Origin of the sequence: Bacillus sp. D7-8 (assembly GCF_052055895.1) — a bacterium.
Classification (GTDB): Bacteria; Bacillota; Bacilli; order Bacillales; family Bacillaceae; genus Bacillus; species Bacillus velezensis.
Genome location: NZ_CP179922.1, coordinates 3,086,631 through 3,109,600, shown reverse-complemented (window position 1 = coordinate 3,109,600; position 22,970 = coordinate 3,086,631). Strand labels below are relative to the sequence as shown.

Annotated in this window: 29 protein-coding genes and 1 riboswitch; of the genes, 23 read left to right on the top strand and 6 right to left on the bottom strand. The window is 47.4% G+C overall.

Going from position 1 to position 22,970, the window contains the following annotated elements:
- Nucleotides 1-10 precede the first annotated feature (10 nt).
- Nucleotides 11-343: a spore coat protein gene (locus ACKTRM_RS15275; protein WP_003151830.1), complete on the bottom strand. Its 333-nt coding sequence runs from the start codon at nt 341-343 to the stop codon at nt 11-13.
- Nucleotides 344-354: 11 nt separating this feature from the next.
- The gene (locus tag ACKTRM_RS15270) at nt 355-612 is read right to left on the bottom strand and encodes a hypothetical protein (protein WP_012118389.1); all 258 of its coding nucleotides are present in this window, start codon (nt 610-612) and stop codon (nt 355-357) included.
- An 89-nt stretch (nt 613-701) separates the two neighbouring features.
- On the opposite strand from ACKTRM_RS15270, the gene ACKTRM_RS15265 reads away from it, so the two are divergent.
- The gene (locus tag ACKTRM_RS15265) at nt 702-1,610 is read left to right on the top strand and encodes a proline dehydrogenase family protein (protein WP_012118388.1); all 909 of its coding nucleotides are present in this window, start codon (nt 702-704) and stop codon (nt 1,608-1,610) included.
- 29 nt (nt 1,611-1,639) lie between these two features.
- Here ACKTRM_RS15265 and ACKTRM_RS15260 read toward each other — a convergent pair whose 3' ends face one another.
- Nucleotides 1,640-1,780 carry a YuzL family protein gene (locus tag ACKTRM_RS15260; protein WP_003151836.1) on the bottom strand — a complete coding sequence of 47 codons (141 nt, stop codon included), beginning with the start codon at nt 1,778-1,780 and terminating at the stop codon, nt 1,640-1,642.
- A gap of 190 nt (nt 1,781-1,970) precedes the next feature.
- On the opposite strand from ACKTRM_RS15260, the gene ACKTRM_RS15255 reads away from it, so the two are divergent.
- From ACKTRM_RS15255 to sufB, 19 genes are all read left to right on the top strand, one after another.
- Complete coding sequence (locus ACKTRM_RS15255) at nt 1,971-4,340, top strand: 3-hydroxyacyl-CoA dehydrogenase/enoyl-CoA hydratase family protein (protein WP_012118387.1); 2,370 nt, start codon at nt 1,971-1,973, stop codon at nt 4,338-4,340.
- Between the two features lie 10 nt (nt 4,341-4,350).
- Complete coding sequence (locus ACKTRM_RS15250) at nt 4,351-5,526, top strand: acetyl-CoA C-acetyltransferase (RefSeq protein WP_012118386.1); 1,176 nt, start codon at nt 4,351-4,353, stop codon at nt 5,524-5,526.
- 18 nt (nt 5,527-5,544) lie between these two features.
- Nucleotides 5,545-7,329: an acyl-CoA dehydrogenase family protein gene (locus ACKTRM_RS15245; RefSeq protein WP_007613612.1), complete on the top strand. Its 1,785-nt coding sequence runs from the start codon at nt 5,545-5,547 to the stop codon at nt 7,327-7,329.
- A gap of 113 nt (nt 7,330-7,442) precedes the next feature.
- Nucleotides 7,443-7,799 carry an arsenate reductase family protein gene (locus ACKTRM_RS15240; protein ID WP_003151843.1) on the top strand — a complete coding sequence of 119 codons (357 nt, stop codon included), beginning with the start codon at nt 7,443-7,445 and terminating at the stop codon, nt 7,797-7,799.
- A 59-nt stretch (nt 7,800-7,858) separates the two neighbouring features.
- Nucleotides 7,859-8,242: a glycine cleavage system protein GcvH gene (gcvH, locus tag ACKTRM_RS15235; RefSeq protein WP_003151844.1), complete on the top strand. Its 384-nt coding sequence runs from the start codon at nt 7,859-7,861 to the stop codon at nt 8,240-8,242.
- Nucleotides 8,243-8,296: 54 nt separating this feature from the next.
- Nucleotides 8,297-8,533 carry a YusG family protein gene (locus tag ACKTRM_RS15230; protein ID WP_012118385.1) on the top strand — a complete coding sequence of 79 codons (237 nt, stop codon included), beginning with the start codon at nt 8,297-8,299 and terminating at the stop codon, nt 8,531-8,533.
- Nucleotides 8,534-8,602: 69 nt separating this feature from the next.
- The gene (locus ACKTRM_RS15225) at nt 8,603-8,968 is read left to right on the top strand and encodes a toprim domain-containing protein (protein WP_007410083.1); all 366 of its coding nucleotides are present in this window, start codon (nt 8,603-8,605) and stop codon (nt 8,966-8,968) included.
- A 2-nt stretch (nt 8,969-8,970) separates the two neighbouring features.
- The gene (locus ACKTRM_RS15220; RefSeq protein WP_003151847.1) at nt 8,971-9,291 is read left to right on the top strand and encodes a thioredoxin family protein; all 321 of its coding nucleotides are present in this window, start codon (nt 8,971-8,973) and stop codon (nt 9,289-9,291) included.
- Nucleotides 9,292-9,387: 96 nt separating this feature from the next.
- On the top strand, nt 9,388-9,738 hold the full coding sequence (locus ACKTRM_RS15215; protein ID WP_007410085.1) for an SCP2 sterol-binding domain-containing protein: 351 nt from the start codon (nt 9,388-9,390) through the stop codon (nt 9,736-9,738).
- 110 nt (nt 9,739-9,848) lie between these two features.
- A riboswitch (SAM riboswitch) is annotated at nt 9,849-9,955 on the top strand.
- 105 nt (nt 9,956-10,060) lie between these two features.
- Nucleotides 10,061-11,086, top strand: a complete 1,026-nt coding sequence (gene metN / locus ACKTRM_RS15210; RefSeq protein ID WP_003151850.1) for a methionine ABC transporter ATP-binding protein MetN — start codon at nt 10,061-10,063, stop codon at nt 11,084-11,086.
- Entirely contained in the window at nt 11,079-11,747 is a 669-nt protein-coding gene (locus ACKTRM_RS15205) for a methionine ABC transporter permease (RefSeq protein WP_012118383.1), read from the top strand. The genes metN and ACKTRM_RS15205 overlap by 8 nt, the downstream gene beginning before the upstream one ends.
- A gap of 13 nt (nt 11,748-11,760) precedes the next feature.
- Entirely contained in the window at nt 11,761-12,576 is an 816-nt protein-coding gene (metQ, locus tag ACKTRM_RS15200) for a methionine ABC transporter substrate-binding lipoprotein MetQ (protein ID WP_012118382.1), read from the top strand.
- A gap of 93 nt (nt 12,577-12,669) precedes the next feature.
- Complete coding sequence (locus tag ACKTRM_RS15195; RefSeq protein ID WP_029973602.1) at nt 12,670-13,047, top strand: carboxymuconolactone decarboxylase family protein; 378 nt, start codon at nt 12,670-12,672, stop codon at nt 13,045-13,047.
- Between the two features lie 192 nt (nt 13,048-13,239).
- Nucleotides 13,240-13,392: a hypothetical protein gene (locus tag ACKTRM_RS15190; protein ID WP_003151857.1), complete on the top strand. Its 153-nt coding sequence runs from the start codon at nt 13,240-13,242 to the stop codon at nt 13,390-13,392.
- A 176-nt stretch (nt 13,393-13,568) separates the two neighbouring features.
- Nucleotides 13,569-14,354: a Fe-S cluster assembly ATPase SufC gene (sufC, locus tag ACKTRM_RS15185; protein WP_003327022.1), complete on the top strand. Its 786-nt coding sequence runs from the start codon at nt 13,569-13,571 to the stop codon at nt 14,352-14,354.
- 17 nt (nt 14,355-14,371) lie between these two features.
- A complete protein-coding gene (sufD, locus tag ACKTRM_RS15180) occupies nt 14,372-15,685 on the top strand; it encodes a Fe-S cluster assembly protein SufD (RefSeq protein WP_007613603.1) in 1,314 nt (437 codons plus the stop codon).
- Nucleotides 15,685-16,905, top strand: coding sequence for a cysteine desulfurase SufS (gene sufS / locus ACKTRM_RS15175; RefSeq protein WP_007410089.1), 1,221 nt, complete (start codon nt 15,685-15,687; stop codon nt 16,903-16,905). Before sufD ends, sufS begins: the two co-directional genes overlap by 1 nt.
- A complete protein-coding gene (gene sufU, locus ACKTRM_RS15170) occupies nt 16,895-17,338 on the top strand; it encodes a Fe-S cluster assembly sulfur transfer protein SufU (RefSeq protein WP_003151877.1) in 444 nt (147 codons plus the stop codon). The genes sufS and sufU overlap by 11 nt, the downstream gene beginning before the upstream one ends.
- A 19-nt stretch (nt 17,339-17,357) precedes the next feature.
- The gene (sufB, locus tag ACKTRM_RS15165; RefSeq protein WP_007410090.1) at nt 17,358-18,755 is read left to right on the top strand and encodes a Fe-S cluster assembly protein SufB; all 1,398 of its coding nucleotides are present in this window, start codon (nt 17,358-17,360) and stop codon (nt 18,753-18,755) included.
- Nucleotides 18,756-18,789: 34 nt separating this feature from the next.
- Here sufB and csn read toward each other — a convergent pair whose 3' ends face one another.
- Together csn and ACKTRM_RS15155 are read right to left on the bottom strand one after the other, a co-directional pair.
- The gene (csn, locus tag ACKTRM_RS15160; protein ID WP_012118380.1) at nt 18,790-19,626 is read right to left on the bottom strand and encodes a chitosanase; all 837 of its coding nucleotides are present in this window, start codon (nt 19,624-19,626) and stop codon (nt 18,790-18,792) included.
- Nucleotides 19,627-19,762: 136 nt separating this feature from the next.
- A complete protein-coding gene (locus ACKTRM_RS15155; protein ID WP_012118379.1) occupies nt 19,763-20,224 on the bottom strand; it encodes a DUF2691 family protein in 462 nt (153 codons plus the stop codon).
- A 77-nt stretch (nt 20,225-20,301) separates the two neighbouring features.
- On the opposite strand from ACKTRM_RS15155, the gene ACKTRM_RS15150 reads away from it, so the two are divergent.
- From ACKTRM_RS15150 to ACKTRM_RS15140, 3 genes are all read left to right on the top strand, one after another.
- Nucleotides 20,302-21,003, top strand: a complete 702-nt coding sequence (locus ACKTRM_RS15150; protein ID WP_023357122.1) for a class I SAM-dependent methyltransferase — start codon at nt 20,302-20,304, stop codon at nt 21,001-21,003.
- A gap of 37 nt (nt 21,004-21,040) precedes the next feature.
- Nucleotides 21,041-22,156, top strand: a complete 1,116-nt coding sequence (locus tag ACKTRM_RS15145) for an NAD(P)/FAD-dependent oxidoreductase (protein ID WP_012118377.1) — start codon at nt 21,041-21,043, stop codon at nt 22,154-22,156.
- Between the two features lie 65 nt (nt 22,157-22,221).
- Entirely contained in the window at nt 22,222-22,596 is a 375-nt protein-coding gene (locus ACKTRM_RS15140; RefSeq protein WP_007410094.1) for a nucleotide excision repair endonuclease, read from the top strand.
- A gap of 38 nt (nt 22,597-22,634) precedes the next feature.
- On the opposite strand, the gene ACKTRM_RS15135 is transcribed toward ACKTRM_RS15140, so the two are convergent.
- Complete coding sequence (locus ACKTRM_RS15135; protein ID WP_007410095.1) at nt 22,635-22,907, bottom strand: DUF1648 domain-containing protein; 273 nt, start codon at nt 22,905-22,907, stop codon at nt 22,635-22,637.
- Nucleotides 22,908-22,970 lie beyond the last annotated feature (63 nt).

The window sequence follows — 22,970 nt, the reverse complement described above, 5'->3', positions numbered from 1 at the left end:
CTTCTTCGTTTTACTGCTGGTAGGGAGACTGCTGCTGAATGGTCTGCCGGAACTTCTGATACGATTGCTGAAGCTTTTGGGTATCGGCTGCTTCAATGGAATACCAGCCATTTTGAAACATCACATCGTATAATCTTCTTTGCGCTTTTTGTGACTCATCGAAAATCGCCTGAATATCTTGATAAAGAGACTCGTGGCTGAACTCGTGCAGGGCTGTGCAATATGAAGCCGTGATGTATTTTTCCGTCGTCAGCAGCTCATTCACCAAGTCTCTGTCATTCATTTGCGCCGTATTGGGCACTGGCGTTTGCGGATTCGTGATTTTTTGATTTTGCTGTTCCATGTATTGTCCTCCTATTGCATATAGCCTGTTGTTGTCTGTCCGCCTTGATCGGGGTTCAAGCGGCCCAATATGTGCTGATAATGTTTCTGATGCATCCGGCCGATTTGATCAAGCTCTTGTTTTAACGTCTGATTCTGGCAGTGTTCCGCCATAAAATGCGCTTTTTTCATGGCAAGCAGATTCCAGTTCAGCATGTCCTCAAGATACAAATGGTCTTTCGTTGAGATGACGGCAGGCGGCAAGTTTCCGTTCTGCTCTTGGTTGTTCATATAAACGCCTCCTTCAATTCTGTTCTTTTTAGCTTTCTCTGCGATCGGGATTTCATACACGAATAAAAGAAAAAGGAGGGAGTTCATCCTTGCTGCGGAGCATATGTTTATTTTTGTCGAAAAATAAAATGCTTACAAAATTCGCCCAGGCTTACGGAATCCGCTTCGGTGCGGGAAGGTTCGTTGCAGGGGAAACACTCACGGAAGCTGTGAAAACGGTAAAGCGGCTGAACCAAAAAGGGCTGTCGGCTTCGATTGATTACCTAGGTGAATATGCGGGTTCAGAGAAGGATGCGAAAAGGACGGCGGAAGAATGTAAAAAAGCAATCAGGGCGATTGCCGAGAATCAACTGGATTGTGAGCTGTCGCTGAAATTAACATCCATCGGTCTGGATATTTCCGAGAAGCTCGCGGAACAGCATGTCAGAGACATATTGACGGAGGCAAAAGAACGCTGCGTGCCTGTAACGATTGATATGGAGGACTATTCAAGATGCAGCCGTACGCTTGAGCTGTATAAGCGGTGCAAGCCGGATTTCCCGGTGCTCGGCACCGTCATTCAGGCTTATTTGTACCGCGCAGCTGAAGATATCAGCGGTCTGATGCCATACAAGCCGAGGCTCAGGCTTGTAAAAGGCGCTTATAAAGAATCGGCGGCCGTTGCATTCCCTGATAAAAAAGCAACCGATCTTCATTTTCAGCAGCTGATTAAGCTGCAGCTTTTGAGCGGCCATGAAACGGCGGTGGCGACACATGATGATGACATCATTTCTTATACGAAAACACTCATCAGCGAACATCAGATTCCCCGGGAGCAGTTTGAATTCCAAATGCTGTACGGCATCAGAACGGAGCGCCAGAAGGAGCTTGCCGAAGAAGGATACAGGATGAGGGTGTATGTCCCGTACGGAACCGATTGGTACGGGTACCTGATGAGAAGAATTGCCGAGCGCCCGGCAAATGCGGCATTTGTGCTGAAAGGGATCTTCAAAAAATAACGGCTGCTCCAAAAAGCAGCCGCAGCATGTTATTCCATGTTGTCTTTTTTATATTGCTGATTTTGGCTCGTCCGTTTGCCGCCGCCGTATTTTTGCTTCGGTCCCGCATTTCCTTTCATGCTGGCCGCGCTCACTGCGGCAGAAGACGGATCTTTTCTCCCTCGCACCATTCCCTTCACCTCCGGGTTTAAGTTTCCCGCCCGCGCCATGGAACATGCGGAAGCAGAAAAATTTAAAAAAATTCCATATTTGCTATTGAAGTCATCCTGAAAATCTTTTAAGATGAAAGAAGAAAAGGGTTTCATTTTTTTTGCCGAAAAAATGAATGACTATTCATTCAAAGTTCAAGGGGGATGACTCATGCACAAGTTTATAAAGAAAGCAGCCGTTCTCGGATCAGGCGTCATGGGGTCCGGAATTGCCGCGCACTTGGCTAACATCGGAATTCCCGTCCTGCTGCTTGATATTGTGCCAAACGAGCTGACAAAGGATGAGATGAAAAAAGGGCTGACATTAGAAAGCCCGGAGGTCCGCAGCAGACTGAGCCGATCGGCCATGCAAAAGCTGCTGAAGCAAAAACCGGCGCCGCTGACTTCGGCTGCCAATCTCGACTATATAACGGCGGGGAATTTGGAAGATGACGCAGCTCAATTGAAGGATGCTGATTGGATTATTGAAGTCGTCGTCGAAAATCTTGACGTAAAAAAACAGATTTTCTCACTCGTTGATGAATACCGGAAACCGGGAAGCATCGTGTCGAGCAATACGTCCGGTATCTCCGTCACAAAAATGGCGGAAGGCCGATCTGCCGATTTTAAAGCTCATTTCTTAGGAACCCATTTCTTTAATCCGGCCCGCTACTTAAAGCTTCTGGAAATCATTCCGATTCAGGAAACAGATCCTGACGTGCTGGAGTTTATGACTTCATTTGCAGAAAACACGCTCGGGAAAGGGGTCGTCATCGCAAAAGACACGCCTAACTTTATCGCCAACCGCATCGGTACGTACGGCCTGCTGGTCACGGTAAGAGAAATGCTTTCTTCCGGCTGCCGCATCGGCGAGGTGGACACGGTGACCGGGCCTTTGATCGGCAGACCGAAAAGCGCGACCTTCAGAACCCTTGACGTTGTGGGGCTTGATACTTTCGCCCATGTGGCAAAAAATGTGTATGATAAAGCCGACGGCGCTGAAAAAGACATGTTTAAGCTTCCTGAATTTATGAATGACATGCTGAAAAACAATTGGCTGGGCAGCAAATCAGGCCAAGGTTTTTACAAAAAAGAAGGTAAAACAATATATGAACTCGATCCGCTGACCATGACATACGGTGAGCGCTCGAAAATGAAGACACCCGCTTTAGAAGCCGCCAAACAGGCAAAGGGTGCCAAAGGCAAAATGAAAGCGCTTATATACTCTGATGACCGCGCCGGGCGCCTGCTTTGGAATATTACATCGCAAACACTCTTATACTCAGCCCGGCTTTTAGGTGAGATCGCTGATGATATCAAAGCAATTGATGACGCCATGAAATGGGGCTTCGGATGGGAGCTCGGACCGTTTGAGATGTGGGATGCCATCGGCGTCAGAAAATCAGCGGAGCGGCTCGAAGAAGAAGGCGCAGCACTCCCCGGCTGGGTGAAAGAAATGCTTGATCAGGGCCATGAAACATTTTATATGAAGGAAAACGGAACACCATTTTACTATTCAGACGGCCAATACAGGGCTGTGAAAGAAAATCCGAAACGGATCAGCCTGCAAACGTTAAAAGAAACAAAAGGCGTTATCACTAAAAACAGCGGAGCAAGTCTGATTGATCTCGGCGATGATGTCGCGCTGCTGGAATTTCATACGAAAAGCAACGCGATCGGCTTAGACATTATTCAGATGATTGACAATGCGCTTGAGGAAACGGAGCGGAATTATAAAGGTCTTGTCATCGGTAACCAAGGCAGACATTTCTGCGCGGGGGCAAACCTTGCGATGATTTTGATGGAAGCTCAGGATGATAACTTCATGGAAGTCGATTTTGTCATCCGCCGTTTTCAGCAGACGATGCTGAACATCAAATACAGCGCTAAACCCGTTGTCGCGGCGCCATTCGGGATGACACTCGGCGGCGGCACGGAAGTCTGTCTCCCGGCGGCACGCGTTCAGGCGGCGAGCGAATCGTATATGGGTCTTGTTGAAACCGGCGTCGGCCTTATTCCGGGCGGCGGAGGAAACAAAGAGCTGTACATGAATTATTTGGACGGCGGAAGTGAACTGATGGACGCAGCGATTAAAACCTTCGAAACAATCGCGCTTGCCAAAGTGTCCGGTTCGGCACACGAAGCCCGTGATATGAAGATTTTGTCCGCGGCAGACCGTATCAGCATGAATCAGGATCACCTGCTGCACGATGCGAAACAGCTGGCTGCTTCCTTATATGACAGCGGATACCGCCCGCCTGCCCGCAAAAAAGTGAAAGTCACCGGGGAAACCGGATGTGCGGCATTACTGCTCGGAGCAGACCAAATGAGACGGTCGGGTTATTTATCCGATCACGATATGAAGATTGCGAAGAAGCTGGCCCATGTCATTGCCGGCGGAAGAGTCCCGTTCGGCACGGAGGTTTCAGAAGAATATTTACTTGAGATTGAAAGAGAAGCCTTTTTAAGCCTCGCTGGCGAGGCGAAATCTCAAGCGAGAATGCAGCATATGCTCGTCAAAGGCAAACCTTTACGGAACTAGGAGGGTGTTTATGAGAGAAGCAGTCATTGTGGCCGGTGCGAGAACCCCGGTCGGTAAAGCGAAAAAAGGATCGCTTGCAGCCGTTCGTCCTGATGATTTAGGCGCGCTTTGTGTAAAAGAAACGCTGAAACGGGCAGGCGGATATGAAGGAAATATCGATGACTTAATTATCGGATGTGCAACACCTGAAGCCGAACAAGGATTAAATATGGCGCGGAATATCGGTGCGCTGGCGGGGCTTCCTCATACGGTGCCGGCCATTACGGTGAACCGCTACTGCTCTTCCGGGCTCCAATCCATCGCTTACGGTGCTGAAAAAATCATGATCGGCGCGGGTGACACCGTCATTGCGGGCGGTGCGGAATCCATGTCGCAAGTTCCGATGATGGGGCATGTGACCCGCCCGAATATCGTTTTGGCGGAGCATGCGCCTGAGTATTACATGAGCATGGGGCACACAGCGGAGCAGGTAGCCGAAACGTACGGCGTATCCAGAGAAGACCAGGATGCATTTGCCGTCCGCAGCCATCAGAATGCCGCAAAAGCCCTTAAAGAAGGGAAATTCAATGACGAAATCGTGCCGGTTGAAGTATCGCTGACAGAAGTCGGTGATGACCATAAGCCGCGGAAAAAACAATTTACCTTTTCTCAAGATGAAGGCGTTCGTCCCGGCACATCGGCTGACGTCTTGGCGAAGCTCCGTCCGGCTTTTTCTAAAACGGGAACCGTGACGGCCGGGAACTCTTCACAAACAAGTGACGGCGCGGCGGCTGTCATGCTGATGGATCGCGAAAAAGCATCGTCGCTCGGGTTGGCCCCGCTTGTCAAATTCCGTTCCTTTGCCGTAGGGGGCGTTCCGCCTGAGGTAATGGGGATCGGTCCGATTGAAGCCATCCCGCGGGCGCTCAAGCTTGCCGGACTCGAATTGCAGGATATCGGGCTTTTTGAATTGAATGAGGCCTTTGCTTCACAGGCCATTCAAGTCATCAGATCGCTTGGGATAGATGAAGAAAAGGTGAACGTCAACGGAGGCGCCATCGCGCTCGGACATCCGCTCGGATGCACCGGAACGAAGCTGACCCTGTCACTCATTCATGAAATGAAACGGAGAAACGAGCAATTCGGCGTGGTGACGATGTGCATCGGAGGCGGCATGGGCGCTGCCGGCGTATTTGAACTCATTTAAAAAAAGGGGGAAACGAACATGAAACAGGAAACGGTCAACGTCAAAAAAGGCGGCAGCTTTCTGATTGAAGAGACGGGATATGATCAAATATTCACTCCGGAGGACTTTACAGACGAACACAAAATGATCGGCAAAACGACAGAAGACTATGTCGTAAACGATGTGCTTCCTTATATCGATGAAATTGAAAACCATCAGTTCGAGCATTCGGTCAGACTGCTGAAAAAAGCCGGAGATCTCGGCCTCCTCGGAGCAGACGTGCCTGAAGAGTACGGCGGAATCGGCCTGGATAAAATCAGTTCAGCCTTCATTACGGAAAAGTTTTCACGTGCCGGCAGCTTTTCGCTGTCTTACGGCGCCCACGTCGGGATCGGCTCATTGCCGATCGTGTTCTTCGGAACGGAAGAACAGAAAAAAACCTATTTGCCGGACTTGGCTTCAGGACAAAGAATCGCGGCATACGCCTTAACTGAGCCCGGTTCAGGTTCAGATGCCCTCGGAGCGAAAACCACGGCTGTTTTGAATGAAGCGGGCACACACTATATTCTTAACGGAGAAAAGCAATGGATTACAAACTCCGCCTTTGCAGATGTCTTTGTCGTCTACGCTAAAGTGGACGGAGATAAATTTTCCGCATTTATCGTAGAAAAGAACTATCCGGGCGTGTCAACGGGCCCGGAAGAGAAAAAAATGGGGATTAAGGGTTCATCGACAAGAACGCTGATTTTAGATCAGGCGGAAGTCCCGAAAGAAAACCTTCTCGGCGAAATCGGAAAAGGACATGTCATCGCCTTTAATATTCTTAATATCGGGCGCTACAAGCTTGCCGTCGGCACAATCGGCGCTTCAAAACGGGTGATTGAGCTGTCTGCCGCTTATGCAAACCAGCGCCGGCAATTTAAAACGCCGATCTCAAGCTTCACGCTCACTCAGGAAAAGCTTGCGACGATGTCAGCTCGGCTTTACGCGATGGAGAGCTCTGTATACAGAACAGTGGGCTTATTCGAAGATAATATGAGCAGACTGACGGAAGAGGAGCAAAAAGACGGACGCGAAGTCGCGAAGTCAATCGCCGAGTACGCGATTGAATGCTCGCTCAACAAAATGTGCGGTTCTGAAACGCTTGATTATATTGCCGACGAAGGCGTTCAAATTCACGGCGGTTACGGATTTATGCAGGAATATGAAGTGGAACGCGCCTATCGCGACTCAAGAATCAACAGAATTTTTGAAGGCACAAATGAAATCAACCGCCTGATCGTAACGAGCACGTTCCTGAAAAAAGCCGTAAAAGGTCAGCTGCCGCTCTTTGAAAAAGCAAAAGCGCTCCAAGAAGAACTCATGATGCTGATGCCTGAAGAGCCGGGCTCAGAACCTCTTGAACAGGAAAAATACATTGTCAGACAGGCGAAAAAGATCGCCCTCTTGACAGCGGGTCTCGCGGCGCAGAAATACGGCAAAGAGATCGAAGGCGAGCAGGAAATCATGGTGAACATTGCCGATATTGTCAGCGCGCTGTACGCTTTGGAATCAGCCGTCCTCAGAACGGAAAAAGCAATTGCGGCGGACGGTGCCGAAAAAGCCGCGCAGAAGCTGTTATATACGGAAATCTTTGCCCAGGAAGCCCTTCAGAACATTGAAGCGCACGCCAAAGAATCACTGATCGCCATGGAGGAAGGAGATTCCCTCCGCATGATGCTTTCCGTGCTGCGCAAACTGACGCGCCTGACGCCGAAAAACCTCATTCAGAAAAAACGTGAAGCGGCAGCCGCCGTCTTCCGTGAAGAAAAATATACGGTCTGATCACATGCTGAAAGCGCTCCTTCATCAGGGGCGCTTTTTCATGAAGCAACGTTATAGGTTTTTACAAGTGATTGTGTTAAAATAACGACGATCATTTACAAGGGGTGAAGAAGATGTCGTTAAATTTTTACTGGTACCCTAAATGCGGAACGTGCCGTAATGCGAAAAAATGGCTGGAAGACCGCGGTAAGGAAATAAACGAAATACATATCGCGGAGGAAACTCCGTCGAAAGAAGAAATTAAAGACCTTTATGAAAAGAGCGGTCTTGAGCTCAAAAAGTTTTTCAACACGAGCGGAATGAAATACCGCGAGCTGAACTTAAAGGAAAAACTGTACCACATGTCAGAGGATGAACAGCTTGAACTCCTGGCATCAGACGGTATGCTCCTGAAACGCCCGATTACGACAGACGGCGAAAAAGTCACTGTCGGCTTTAAAGAAGACCAATTCGAAAAATATTGGATGTAATGCCAGGTTCAAAGAATTATGGTATCTTCTTATTATAAGAAAAAAATGGAGGGATTTAGATGAGCACACCGAAAGATATGCGTTATTCCAAAGAGCACGAATGGGTCAAAGTTGAGGACGGAAAAGCCCGCATCGGGATTACACATTTCGCGCAAGCCGAACTTGGCGACATCGTCTTTGTCGAGCTTCCGGAAGTCGGCGCCGAAATTAAAGCGGACGAGCCATTCGGCAGCGTGGAATCCGTCAAAACCGTATCCGAACTGTACGCACCGATTAACGGAACGGTGACGGAAGTGAACGAAGACCTTGATGACAGTCCTGAATTCGTAAACGAGTCTCCGTATGAAAAAGCGTGGATGATCGTCGTGGAACCGGCTGATGCTGAAGAAATCGAAAACCTCATGACTTCCGAGCAATATGACGAAATGACACAGGAAGACTGATCGGATAGCAAAGGGGCCATTTGGACATTCTATCTGTAACGGGAGGTGTCTAAAATGGCTTTTGATAAACAAAAGGTCGATGTGACGGAGAACGTTACGGGCCGCTTTCAAAACGGCCGGTTTTCCTTGTTTCATGAAAATGAAGCCATCGGCGAGATGACAGGCATAGACCAGTACGAGCTCAAACAAGGCTTTTCATTTGAAAATCAAAAATTTTATAAAACAGCCGATGTCATAAACGGCAGCGATCCGAAATATGTCGATTGCGATTATGAGAATGGCTGGTGTTAACAGTTGGCGGTGAATTTCACTGCCTTCTTTTTCAATCTCACGCTAAAACAATCGGCAGGTGACGCGCTTATGTACAACGGAGATGAAAAGGTCATTATCGTAGAAGGAAAATCTGATAAAATCAAAGTCAGGGAAGTGCTCATCGAACCCGCGGAAATCGTCTGTACAAACGGAACGATCGGCCAAACCGAACTGGAAGATTTGGCGGACCGCCTGTTTGACAGAGACGTCTATATTTTAACGGACGCAGATGACTCCGGAGAAAAATTAAGAAAACAGCTGAAACGGGAGCTTCCCGAAGCGCGCCATATTTATATAGACAGAACATACAGGCAAGTCGAGTCGTGCCCGGGCCATCATCTCGCATCTGTGCTGATCAGAGCCGGCTTTGATGCTGACACTGTATTTTTGAAAAAGAACGACCTGAGGTGGTAAACATGAAAGAACTCCAAGAAAATGAACTCGAATCGATTCAGGATGACGTTTATCTCCTGTATTTGTACACCCCGTTTTGCGGCACATGCCAGCTGGCGTCCAAAATGCTTACTGTCGTCGAAGAAATGCTGCCCGGCGCCGCCTTCTATAAAAACAACGTGAATTATTCCCCCGCATTCGCCAAAGCCTATCAGATTGAAAGCGTTCCGTGCTTTTTGCTGTTTAAAGGCGGAGAGCTTGTTGAGAAAGGATACGCCTTCCGCTCCGTTTCCTATTTATATGAGCTGATTAAACAAAAAACATCGCAAACGTTCCCGATGTGACAATATTTACAGGAAAATGTCGTGCGGTTTATAAAGGGTTCTGTCCGTTAAAAAGAGAAAGTGTATGTATGGCCATTAAAACGGGAGGTTATACGAGTGGAGAAAATAGAAGTTTCAGAGAATGACGGACAGCATCTGTTTTTGAAACCGCTATTAAACGCCTCAACGCTGCTGATTACATTCCAAGGAGAAACAGAAGCCTTAACGGTCTCAATTAACGGACAGGGAGAAATGAGAAAAACGTCGGTTTCAAAGGAAAAATCTAATTTGACCTTTTACGGAAACCAGACGGAAATCATCCATCTCCTGCATGGTGATGTCTCTTTGCAAAAGCTTATCCAAAGCGGAAAACTCAAAGTGAAAGGATCATTCAGAGCTCTGCTGAAGCTGGAGGCCATCCTCTGGCTGACAAACGGATTTTTTCAGGCGATCAGTAAACGGCCGTAACTGCCAATCTACTATGTGACAATAGCTTCCAATATTTATTTTATTGACTTTTTATCATTCGCCGTGCTATTCTACAGTAAGAATTTCCGGACGAAAATACGATATGTTTTCTCTTATCAAGAGAGGTGGAGGGAAGTGCCCTATGAAGCCCGGCAACCATCAACAATGTTGAAATGGTGCCAATTCACTCGAAGCGGTCTGCTTTGAAAGATGAGAGAAAGGCCTTTTTCAATAAGCCTTTCTGCTCATTTTTGCAGAAAGGCTTTTCTTTTGCGGAGAAACCCGGAAGATTTCTTAGAATAGTGTAAGGCGGGTGATTGCTTTGATCCATCTTCAAAATGTTTCAAAAATTTACAAAGCGAAGCATGGGGATGTCAATGCTGTCCAAGATGTCACTCTTGATATCAAAAAGGGCGAAATATTTGGAATTATAGGATATAGCGGAGCTGGTAAAAGTTCCTTAATCCGTCTCCTGAACGGCCTTGAAAAGCCGACGTCGGGAACCGTGGAAGTCGCGGGGACGGAATTAAATAAAGTAAGCAGCCGGGGGCTGAGAAAAGCGCGCCAGGAAATCAGCATGATCTTCCAGCATTTTAACCTTCTGTGGTCGCGCACCGTTCGGGAGAACATTATGTTCCCGCTGGAAATCGCAGGCGTGAAAAAAAGCGAACGGGTCCGCCGAGCTGATGAATTGATTAAACTGGTCGGATTAGAGGGGAAAGAAAAATCTTATCCGTCGCAGCTGAGCGGCGGTCAAAAGCAGCGTGTCGGCATCGCCCGGGCGCTCGCCAATAATCCGAAAGTCCTTCTGTGCGATGAAGCGACATCAGCGCTTGATCCGCAGACGACTGATTCAATTTTGGATCTTTTATCCGATATAAATGACAGACTCGGTCTGACGATCGTGCTCATTACCCATGAAATGCACGTCATCCGTAAAATCTGCAACAGAGTCGCCGTCATGGAAAACGGGAAAGTCGTTGAAGAAGGCGAAGTACTCCAAGTTTTCAGAAACCCGCGCGAACCGATGACCAAGCGTTTCGTTCAGCAGGTGACAGAACCGGAGGAGACGAAAGAAACCATCCAGCATTTTCTGCAGGAAACAGCGACAGGAAAAACGATTCAGCTTTCATTTGTCGGGCAGGCCGCTGAGCAGCCCCTCATTACGGAAATGATCCGAAACTTTGATGTGGACGTCAATATTCTGCAGGGGAAAATTTCACAGACGAAGGACGGAGCCTACGGTTCTTTATTCATTCATATTGACGGTCAGGAAAAAGAAGTAGAAAACGTGATCCGGTTCATCAAAGACAAACAGGTAGAAGCAGAGGTGATCACAAATGTTTGAAAAATGGTTCCCGAACGTTGATATAACCGAGCTGTGGACGGCCACATACGAGACCCTTTATATGACGGTCATCGCATTAGTTTTTTCATTTGTCATCGGAGCGATTCTCGGTCTTCTGCTCTTTTTAACGGGCAAGGGAAGCTTATGGGAAAATAAAATCATTAACACCGTGATTGCGGCGGTCGTTAATATTTTCAGGTCTATTCCGTTTCTTATTTTAATTATTCTGCTTCTCGGCTTTACTAAGATTTTGGTCGGATCGATTTTAGGACCGAACGCCGCATTGCCGGCGCTGATTATCGGCTCCGCGCCGTTTTACGCCCGTCTTGCGGAAATTGCGCTCCGGGAAGTCGATAAAGGAGTCATCGAAGCTGCCAGATCAATGGGAGCAAAGACATCGACGATTATCTTCAAAGTGCTGATTCCTGAATCAATGCCTGCTTTAATTTCAGGCATCACCGTTACAGCCATCGCCCTGATCGGATCTACCGCCATTGCCGGCGCCATCGGTTCAGGCGGACTCGGAAACCTTGCATATGTAGAAGGCTACCAGTCCAATAATACGGATGTAACGTTTGTAGCGACAGTATTTATACTCATCATCGTCTTTATCATTCAGATTATCGGTGATGTGATTACAAATATAATAGACAAAAGATAAGGGAGGATTTACATTGAAAAAGATTGTATTAAGTGCGCTGCTGCTTGTGTTCGCGGGAGTTTTGGCCGCCTGCGGATCAAACGGCTCAAATAAAAAGGAAATCGTCGTCGCCGCGACCAAAACACCGCATGCTGAAATCTTAAAAGAAGCGGAACCGCTCTTGAAGGAAAAAGGCTACACATTAAAAGTAAAAGTGCTGAACGATTACAAAATGTACAACAAAGCGTTAGCTGATAATGAAGTGGATGCGAACTACTTCCAGCACGTTCCTTACCTTGAACAGGAAATGAAAGAAAATAAAGATTACAAACTCGTGAATGCCGGAGCCGTTCACCTTGAGCCATTCGGAATTTACACGAAAAAATACAAATCACTGAAAGACCTGCCTAAAGGCGCGACCATCATCATGACTAACAATGTCGCTGAACAAGGCCGTATGCTGGCGATGCTTGAAAAAGCCGGACTGATCACACTTGATCCGAAGGTAAAAACGATTGAAGCCACTACGAAAAACATTACGAAAAACCCGAAAAACCTGACATTCAAAAAAATCGCCCCTGAATTAACGGCGAAAGCATATAATGAAGAAGAAGGCGATGCAGTCTTCATTAACGTCAACTATGCGATTCAAAACAAACTGAATCCGTTAAAAGATGCGATTCAAGTGGAATCAACGAAAAACAACCCGTACGCAAACATCATCGCCGTACGCAAAGGTGACGAAAAATCAGAGAAAATCAAAGCGCTTATGGAAGTGCTTCACTCTAAGAAAATCAAAGACTTTATTGAGAAAAAATACGACGGAGCCGTGCTTCCCGTATCTGAATAAAACGAAAACCCCGGATGAATCATCCGGGGTTTTTTTCGGGTATTAATCAGAGAACTGTCCATAATAAAAAGGAAGGTTAACTTATTGGAGGGAATGGCAGTGGCTCAATACCAGGATAACGGAAAAAGCGTGCATGACGCATTGAAACAATATAAAGAAGGTTTAGGCATATTCGAGCAAAAAATGCCGATGATGGGGCGGAAGTTTAATGAATTTACTGAACAGTGTTTCTCAGCGGATTCATTAACTGAAAAAGAGAAACAATTAATCGCTCTGGGCATCAGCATCAGCGCTCAAGATGAATTTTGCATGATTTATCATACGAAGGGCTGCCTTGACCAAGGGGCGACAGAAGAAAACATTCTTGAGGTCATCGGCGTCGCGGCGGCATTCGGGGGCGGTGCGGCTCTCAGTCAGGGAGTGACCCTCGTGCAGCAGTGTATTCAGGAATTCGGACATACGACGCATTAGAAAGAGCAATCGTGTGAATACCGTTTTTCAGATAAAGCGAGCGCCGGATTCCGGCACATTCGAAAGGATTCAGGGGCACACTCTCTTTGGCCGGAGCAGCGGATCATTGTTACAATAGAAACAAATAGATGAAGGGATTGATTCATTATCTGCACCAGCCACGAGAGACTGGACCTTGACTATACGCCTGAAATGGAAAAAGCGATGCAGAAGTCACACGGCATCGGCTACGAGGAATACGGACGGCGTCTTTCAAAAAGGATGGAAGTCGAACGGCAGAGGGAGCTTGAATATCAAAAAAGCAAGTTCCTCGCAGCGCAGCTTAATGAGAAAATCGGTCAGTAAAAAAGGGTGGATTTCCGCCCTTTTTCTGTTTCAAACAGCTTTAATTACGCCTTGATCTTTGATAAACTTTAGGAATGTTCCGGGTAATATAAAAAGTTGTATTTACTTTTCATTTGTTATAAAATTAGAATGAGAATAAATTGAGAATAATGATTATATATTTTGGAGGTATAGATATGGCTGCTTCAACATTAACGATCAAGGATCTTCACGTTGAAATCGAAGGAAAAGAGATCTTAAAAGGTGTAAACCTTGAAATAAAAGGCGGCGAATTCCACGCTGTCATGGGGCCGAACGGTACGGGTAAATCCACGCTTTCAGCAGCGATTATGGGACACCCGAAATACGAAGTTACAAAAGGCAGCATCACGCTTGACGGCAAGGATGTACTGGAAATGGAAGTGGACGAGCGCGCTCAGGCGGGTCTTTTCCTGGCGATGCAGTACCCAAGCGAAATCAGCGGTGTGACAAATGCCGATTTCCTTCGCTCTGCGATTAACGCACGCCGTGAAGAAGGCGATGAAATTTCTCTTATGAAATTCATCCGCAAAATGGACGAAAACATGGAGTTCCTTGAAATGGACCCTGAAATGGCGCAGCGTTACCTGAACGAAGGTTTCTCAGGCGGGGAGAAAAAACGCAACGAAATCCTTCAGCTTATGATGATCGAGCCGAAAATCGCCATTCTTGACGAGATCGATTCAGGTCTTGATATCGATGCGCTTAAAGTCGTTTCTAAAGGAATCAACAGAATGCGCAGCGAAAACTTCGGCTGCTTAATGATCACTCACTACCAGCGCCTTCTGAACTACATCACGCCTGATGTCGTTCACGTTATGATGCAGGGACGCGTAGTGAAATCCGGCGGCGCGGAGCTTGCACAGCGCCTTGAAGCGGAAGGTTATGACTGGATTAAACAAGAACTAGGCATTGAAGACGAAACTGTAGGCCAAGAAGCGTAAGCGTTAGGGGGATAATCATGACATTGGAAACGAAACTATCCGTAGATCAGGAATATGTCAAAGGCTTTTCTGAAAAGCATCAAGAACCTGCCTGGCTGAAAAACCTGCGCTTACAGGCTCTTGAAAAAGCTGAAGATCTGCCGCTGCCTAAGCCTGATAAAACAAAAATCACAAATTGGAACTTTACAAAGTTCAACAAGCATACAGTAGAAAATGCGCCGCTTGCTTCTTTAGAAGATTTAGCTGATGAAGCAAAAGCGCTGATCGATATCGAAAACGAAGACAAAACGTTATACGTGCAGCGTGACCAAACGCCCGCTTTCCTATCTCTTTCCAAAGAACTGAAAGACAAAGGCGTCATCTTTACGGACATCTTAACGGCTGCCCGTGAGCACAGCGACCTCGTTGAGAAGTATTTCATGAAAGACGGCGTTAAGGTCGACGAACATAAACTGACTGCGCTTCATGCAGCATTAATGAACGGCGGGGCATTCCTTTATGTTCCTAAAAACGTTCAGGTGGAGACGCCTGTTCAGGCCGTTTACGTTCATGAAAGCAATGACACGGCATTGTTCAACCACGTGCTGATCGTCGCTGAAGACCACAGCTCCGTGACTTACGTTGAGAACTACATCAGCACGGTGAATCCGAAAGAAGCTGTATTCAACATTATCAGTGAAGTGGTCACAGGTGATAATGCCAGCGTGACGTACGGCGCCGTTGACAACCTGTCAGCAGGCGTCACAACATACGTCAACCGCCGCGGAGCCGCGCGCGGACGCGACAGCAGAATCGAGTGGGCGCTCGGACTGATGAACGACGGCGACACGATTTCTGAAAACACGACAAACCTCTACGGAGACGGCACATACGGCGATACGAAAACCGTAGTTGTCGGAAGAGGAGAACAGACGGAAAACTTTACGACGCAGATCATCCACTTCGGTAAGGCTTCTGAAGGCTATATCCTGAAGCACGGAGTCATGAAAGATGCCGCATCTTCCATCTTTAACGGAATCGGCAAAATCGAGCACGGCGCGTCGAAAGCAAACGCTGAACAGGAATCCCGCGTTCTGATGCTGAGTGAAAAAGCACGCGGAGATGCAAACCCGATTCTTTTAATTGATGAAGACGATGTAACTGCAGGACATGCGGCATCTGTCGGCCGTGTGGACCCGATCCAGCTTTACTACTTAATGAGCCGCGGAATTCCGAAAGAAGAAGCGGAGCGCTTAGTCATCTACGGATTCCTTGCTCCGGTGGTAAAAGAGCTTCCGATTGAAGGAGTTAAGAAACAGCTCGTCTCCGTCATCGAAAGGAAAGTAAAATAATGAATATCACCGATATTCGTGAACAGTTCCCGATCCTTCATCAGCAAGTGAACGGACATGACCTCGTGTACCTTGACAGCGCGGCGACTTCCCAGAAGCCGCGTGCTGTCATTGAAGCAGTGGATCAGTATTACAGCAAATACAATTCCAATGTCCACAGAGGCGTTCATACTCTTGGCACGAGAGCGACAGACGGCTATGAAGGTGCGCGTGAAAAAGTCCGTAAGTTTATCAATGCGAAATCAATGGCTGAGGTCATTTTCACAAAAGGCACGACAACTTCACTGAATATGGTGGCGCTGAGCTATGCCCGCGCCAGCTTAAAACCCGGTGATGAAGTGGTCATCACCCAAATGGAGCATCATGCGAATATTATTCCGTGGCAGCAGGCAGTAAAAGCAACCGGCGCGACTTTAAAATATATCCCGATGCAGGAAGACGGCACGCTTTCGTTAGACGACGTCCGGCAGACTGTCACAAGCCATACGAAGATCGTGGCAGTCGCTCATGTGTCAAACGTGCTGGGCACGATCAACCCGATTAAAGAGATCGCCAAAATCGCTCATGACAATGGCGCGGTCATCGTGGTAGACGGGGCGCAAAGCACACCGCACATGAAAATCGACGTTCAGGACTTGGATTGCGACTTCTTCGCGCTTTCTTCCCATAAAATGTGCGGCCCGACGGGAATCGGCGTGCTGTACGGCAAGAAAGAACTGCTTGAGAATATGGAGCCGGCCGAATTTGGCGGCGAGATGATCGACTTTGTAGGGCTTTATGAATCAACTTGGAAAGAGCTTCCGTGGAAATTTGAAGCAGGCACGCCGATTATCGCAGGCGCGATCGGATTGGGAGCCGCGATTGATTTTCTTGAAGAGATCGGACTCGACGAGATTTCCCGGCATGAGCATAAGCTTGCAGCCTATGCGCTTGACCGTTTCGAGCAGCTAGACGGCGTGACGGTATACGGTCCGAAAGAGCGGGCGGGACTTGTGACATTTAATCTTGATGAGGTTCACCCTCATGATGTCGCGACTGTCCTCGATGCTGAGGGCATTGCGGTCAGAGCCGGACATCATTGCGCCCAGCCGCTCATGAAATGGCTGGATGTATCTGCTACTGCGAGAGCGAGTTTTTATCTGTATAATACAGAGGAAGAGATCGATAAGCTCGCGGAAGCCCTCCAAAAGACAAAGGAGTACTTTACAAATGTCTTTTAATGCAAATTTAGATACATTATACAGACAAGTGATCATGGATCATTACAAAAATCCGCGCAACAAAGGGGTTTTGGATGACAGCATCGTCGTCGATATGAACAACCCGACTTGCGGCGACCGGATCAGACTGACAATGAAGCTTGACGGCGATACCGTTCAGGAAGCGAAGTTTGAAGGGGAAGGCTGTTCTATCTCCATGGCTTCAGCTTCCATGATGACGCAGGCGATTAAAGGAAAAGATATTGATACCGCCCTTTCCATGTCTAAGATTTTCTCAGACATGATGCAAGGGAAAGAGTATGACGACTCGATAGATCTCGGGGATATTGAAGCTCTTCAAGGCGTTTCGAAATTCCCGGCCCGGATTAAATGTGCCACCCTTTCATGGAAAGCACTTGAAAAAGGAGTCGCTGGCGAAAAAGGCGGCAATTAAAAGATTGGAGTGAAAATGGATGGCTAAAAAAATGCCTGAAATTGGTGAATACAAGTACGGTTTTCACGATAAGGACGTTTCCATTTTCCGTTCAGAGCGCGGATTGACAAAAGAAATCGTAGAAGAAATTTCACGCATGAAAGAAGAGCCTCAATGGATGCTTGATTTCCGCCTGAAATCTCTTGAGCATTTCTACAACATGCCGATGCCGCAGTGGGGCGGGGATTTAAACTCTTTAAACTTTGACGAAATTACGTATTACGTAAAGCCGTCTGAGCGTTCAGAGCGTTCTTGGGATGAAGTGCCTGAGGAAATTAAACAGACATTCGACAAACTCGGTATTCCTGAAGCTGAGCAAAAATACCTTGCCGGTGTTTCTGCACAGTACGAATCCGAAGTTGTTTACCACAATATGAAAGAAGATCTTGAAGAGCAAGGCATCGTCTTCAAAGACACAGACAGCGCGCTGAAAGAAAATGAAGACATTTTCCGCGAGCACTGGGCGAAAGTCATTCCGCCGACTGATAACAAGTTTGCGGCGCTGAACTCAGCTGTTTGGTCCGGCGGATCTTTCATCTACGTGCCTAAAGGCGTGAAGGTTGAAACACCGCTTCAAGCTTACTTCCGCATCAACTCTGAAAATATGGGTCAGTTCGAACGTACGCTGATCATCGTTGACGAAGAAGCAAGCGTTCATTACGTAGAGGGCTGTACGGCTCCTGTGTACACAACAAACTCGCTTCACAGCGCGGTTGTTGAAATCATCGTCAAAAAAGGCGGCTACTGCCGTTATACAACAATTCAAAACTGGGCGAACAACGTTTACAACCTAGTAACGAAACGTACGGTTTGTGAAGAAAACGCGACGATGGAATGGGTTGACGGAAACATCGGTTCTAAATTGACGATGAAATATCCGGCTGTCATTCTGAAAGGTGAAGGCGCGCGCGGAATGACGCTTTCTATCGCTCTTGCGGGTAAAGGACAGCATCAGGACGCAGGCGCGAAAATGATTCACCTTGCACCGAATACGTCATCCACAATCGTATCAAAATCGATTTCGAAACAGGGCGGAAAAGTAACATACCGCGGTATCGTCCACTTCGGACGGAAAGCGGACGGCGCCCGTTCAAACATCGAGTGTGATACGCTCATTATGGATAACAAATCAACTTCTGATACAATCCCTTACAATGAAATCCTGAACGACAACATTTCATTGGAGCACGAAGCGAAAGTATCAAAAGTTTCTGAAGAACAGCTTTTCTACTTGATGAGCCGCGGTATTTCTGAAGAAGAAGCAACAGAAATGATCGTTATGGGCTTCATCGAGCCATTCACAAAAGAACTTCCGATGGAATACGCAGTTGAAATGAACCGTTTGATTAAGTTCGAAATGGAAGGCTCCATCGGTTAATAGTAAAACCCCGCCATATGGCGGGGTTTTTTGTTTATTGAATAGTGAAATTACCGTATTCGCTTGACCGGACATGAATCGGCCCGTTTAAATTGTAGTTCTTCTCTTTGACAATATCGCGGAAAACGTCGACACGGGCAACCGATTCTCTCCATTCATCCTGGGTGTCCTCATCTGACGGATTCATCAGATCGTCATAGCGCACATCCAAGAATTTATTGAGCCATTTCTTCTCGTCAGTTCCGTCTTTCGGTGACCCGCCCATTTTTTTGTTCGTGCGTTTAATCAGGGCATAAAAGGAGTCTGGATCATCGCCGTCGCCATGCTGAATCACCGTATCGTACATCACTGCTTTTGCCAAGGCCGTTTTCAGTCCGGCATTTTCTGAACGTTCCATCGCCGGCTGATAATACAAGCTGTCATTTACCTTATCCTGGGCAGCGCGGAAGGCTTTATCATTGCCAAGTGAGCGCCAGGCAGAAGCGAATCCTTTCAAATTGCTGATGTCATCGCTTTCGTCCTTCGCAAGACGCCGCAATTCAGGCAAATACTTTTTCAATTTGTTATTCGGCACCGCTTTCGTGTATACTTCGACTACTTCCAGCGCATCTCCGGTAGCCGTCGTAAAGCCGGCCCGCCCGCAAGTGTAACCTCTTCCATCATCCAACGCTTCAACATATCCGTATTGGATTTCCGTCTTTCCGTTTTCAAAGATGCTGGTCAGCTGTTCCGCCCGGCGCTTCTGATCCTTATTCAGCCCGGCCGCAAAAACCGTACCGCTCATCATCAGGGTAAAAAACATGGTGAAAATAAGTGACGAAACCGCCGTCTTCTTCCAAAAACCTGCTTTTTTCTTCAAGCTGATTTTCATTGCCATACCCCTTTCATATGTAAGTTACGCACTCAGTATACATGAGGGGGTTGTTTTTTTGTTGAAAACACACGAATTTGTCAATATTTTGAATCCTAAGCCCTATCCGGCGCTTCATAAAAAGAACGCACCTTCATCAGACAGACAATCCCGTTCTCGCGTCATTCTCATCTGTAACATAGTCAACGCGGTGAAACCCGCATTGTACAGCCTGCTGAAAAAGGGCTTCGAGCATGTCAGGGTCTTTGCAATATAACGTTACATACGAGCAATCTGCAATGAGAAGCACAAGTTCACAGGAACTCTCCAAATACTCCTCGTACGTATTGATTTCCGTTACCATCCCGCCCGGGAAAGCTTTCAATTCAGCAAAAATCATATAATAAGGGTATCCTTCCAGACGCTGACGGAGTTCTTGACCCTGAATGATGCGTTGATTTTGCGAAAACAGGTCTGTATCGATGCCTTCTTTGAATTCCGTATACGCCTCTCCATCACCGATAAACCACGTATAGGAAGAGATGGGGAACGGTTGTAATATATCTGCCGCAAACCGCCCGAATTCATTTGGGATGTCAAAAGTAATGCCGCGTTTCATATGGTCGTATCTCCTTTCGGCTTTTGCTAGAATAATATGGTATACCATTTGGATAAATATTGAAAGGGGTGGGTGTTATGACAACACGATACGGCATTGATGCGCCTTATGGAGCGTTTGGATTTATCTTTCTTGCGCTCCTTTATGCCGCTGCCACGTTATGCGGTATGATTCCTCCTTACTGGGGCTGGCTGACGGGCACCTTGTTTTTATTGCTTGGTCTTTGGATGCTCTTGTATTCAACGGCCATTAAACTTTTACACCGCCATCGCATTCTTGCGCTTTCCGGTTTAAAGCCGGACATGAAGGTGCTTGATATTGGGACGGGGCGGGGGCTATTAGCCATCGCCGCGGCTCAAAAAGGCGCTGACGTCTCAGCGATTGACAAATGGTCAGGCTGGGATCTGGGCGGAAACGGGAGAGACGCATTCGAAAAGAACAGACGGGCAGAAGGAGCGCCGGAAATTGATTTGTATGACGGACTCGCGCAAGACATGCCGTTTCCTGATAAAACGTTTGACCTTGTCATTTCGCATTTTACCGTACACAACATTTCAGGCAGAAAAGAGAGGGAACGGGCGATTGCGGAAATGGTGAGGGTGCTGAAGCCTGGCGGCACATTGGCCGTGTCAGATATAAAAAATACATCACAATACAGAGCAATTCTTGAGGAAAACGGCTTTCAGACAAGAACGTATTCCTTTTATTATACGTTTCCGTTTTCGAAACTCATCATTGCCGTCAGGACTCCGGTAGGAACCGGGCGCTCCATTTGTTAAAATAAATAAGACAAAACAGATAGAAAAGGTGTTACACATGAAGTCTTATTTGATTATCGGGGCCGGAATTCTCGGTGCGTCCGCGGCTTATCACCTCGCAAAGGCCGGGGCGGAAGTAACAGTCATTGACCGGAAACACCCGGGGCAGGCGACTGACGCCGCGGCGGGGATCGTCTGCCCGTGGCTGTCGCAGCGCCGCAATCAGGCATGGTATGCGATTGCAAAAGGCGGAGCTCGTTATTATGAACGATTGATACAGCAGCTTGAAGCTGACGGAGAAACAGAAACCGGTTATCAAAAGGTCGGAGCCGTCAGCCTCCATACGGATGAAAAAAAGCTCAGCCAAATGGAGGAAAGAGCTTATAAAAGAAGAGAGGACGCCCCTGAAATCGGTGACATTACAAGACTGACTCCGGAAGAAACGAAGGCGCTGTTCCCCGCGCTGTCGGAGGAATACGGGGCGGTTCATGTCAGCGGCGCGGCCCGGGTGAACGGGAGGGCGCTTCGTAAGGCGCTGTTAAACGCGGCCGTTAAGCACGGCGCGGCGGTTTACAATGAAGAAGCGTCAATATTGACAGAGGACGGTGCCGTCATCGGTGTGAAAACCGCAGAACGCACGCTTACTGCCGACCAGGTTCTCGTAACGGCCGGCGCTTGGGCGAGAGAGCTGCTTGAGCCGCTCGGCATCCGTTTTTCAGTATCATACCAAAAGGCACAGATCGTTCATTTAGAGCTTCAGGGAGAGGATACGGGCGGCTGGCCCGTCGTCATGCCTCCAAACGATCAATACATTCTCGCCTTTGACAGCGGCAGAATCATAGCAGGCGCGACTCATGAAAACGATACCGGCATGGATTTGCGGGTGACGGCCGGCGGTCTCCGCGAGATTTTTGCCAAAGCATTAACCGTGGCGCCGGGGCTTTCAGACAGTACTGTAATAGAGACAAGAGTCGGTTTCAGGCCGTTTACTCCCGGTTTTCTTCCCGTCATCGGCAAAGTGCCGAATATCAGCGGACTCCTCGTTGCCAACGGACTGGGCGCCTCAGGACTGACGAGCGGGCCGTATCTGGGGGCTGAACTGGCGAAACTCGCGCTCGGACAGCAGACGGAAATTGATTTAAGCCTTTATGATCCGGCCGGGGCGCTTGAATAAAAAATAGCTTTTGGCGCATTCTTATGATAGGATGGAGCTTTAATGAATAAGAGGACGTGACCCATTTGATAAAAATAAACCTTCCTGCTCCTGATGTAACCATTACGGAACGGCAGCAGTCACCGTCGGAGAATGAACCGGCGATTAAAGCGATTTACGGTTTCATTGATTTTCACCAAATTCCGAGAGACAAAGGCGGCATCTTTATGTTTTATAACATTCATGATGAGCTGCTGTTTGTCGGGAAAGCCCGTAAATTAAGACAAAGAATCAAAAAGCATTTTGAAGACAATGTGTCGCCTGTTAAACATCACAGAGACGAAGTGTATAAAATTGAAGTATGTGTCGTAAATGATCCGATGGAAAGGGAGATTTACGAAACGTACGCGATCAATACCCTTCAGTCGAAATACAACATTGAGAAAGTATTTTATAAATAAGAAAAACCGGAGCTTAAGGGCTCCGGTTTTCTTTATGTTTACAGTGCCAGCCACATCACGGCAATATGCACGATCAGCAGACAGTAAACGACGAGGAATAGCTGGACGACCTTTTTTCTGAATAACATGCAGATCATCATGAGCACGGGAAAAATCAGGACGCCGGCCGTTTTATTGATTGATGTATTCGGACGGTTCGACACGTCATAGTGAATGGCCATATCAGCAGGAAGAAACGGATAAAACACAATCGACAGAATAAAGGCGAGAACTACAGCTCCCCACAGCACTTTATCATTCATCAAAAACATATGAACACTCCCTTTATTTAGTGTGAAAAATTTCATTAGTTTCAGTATTTATCTTATGGGTGT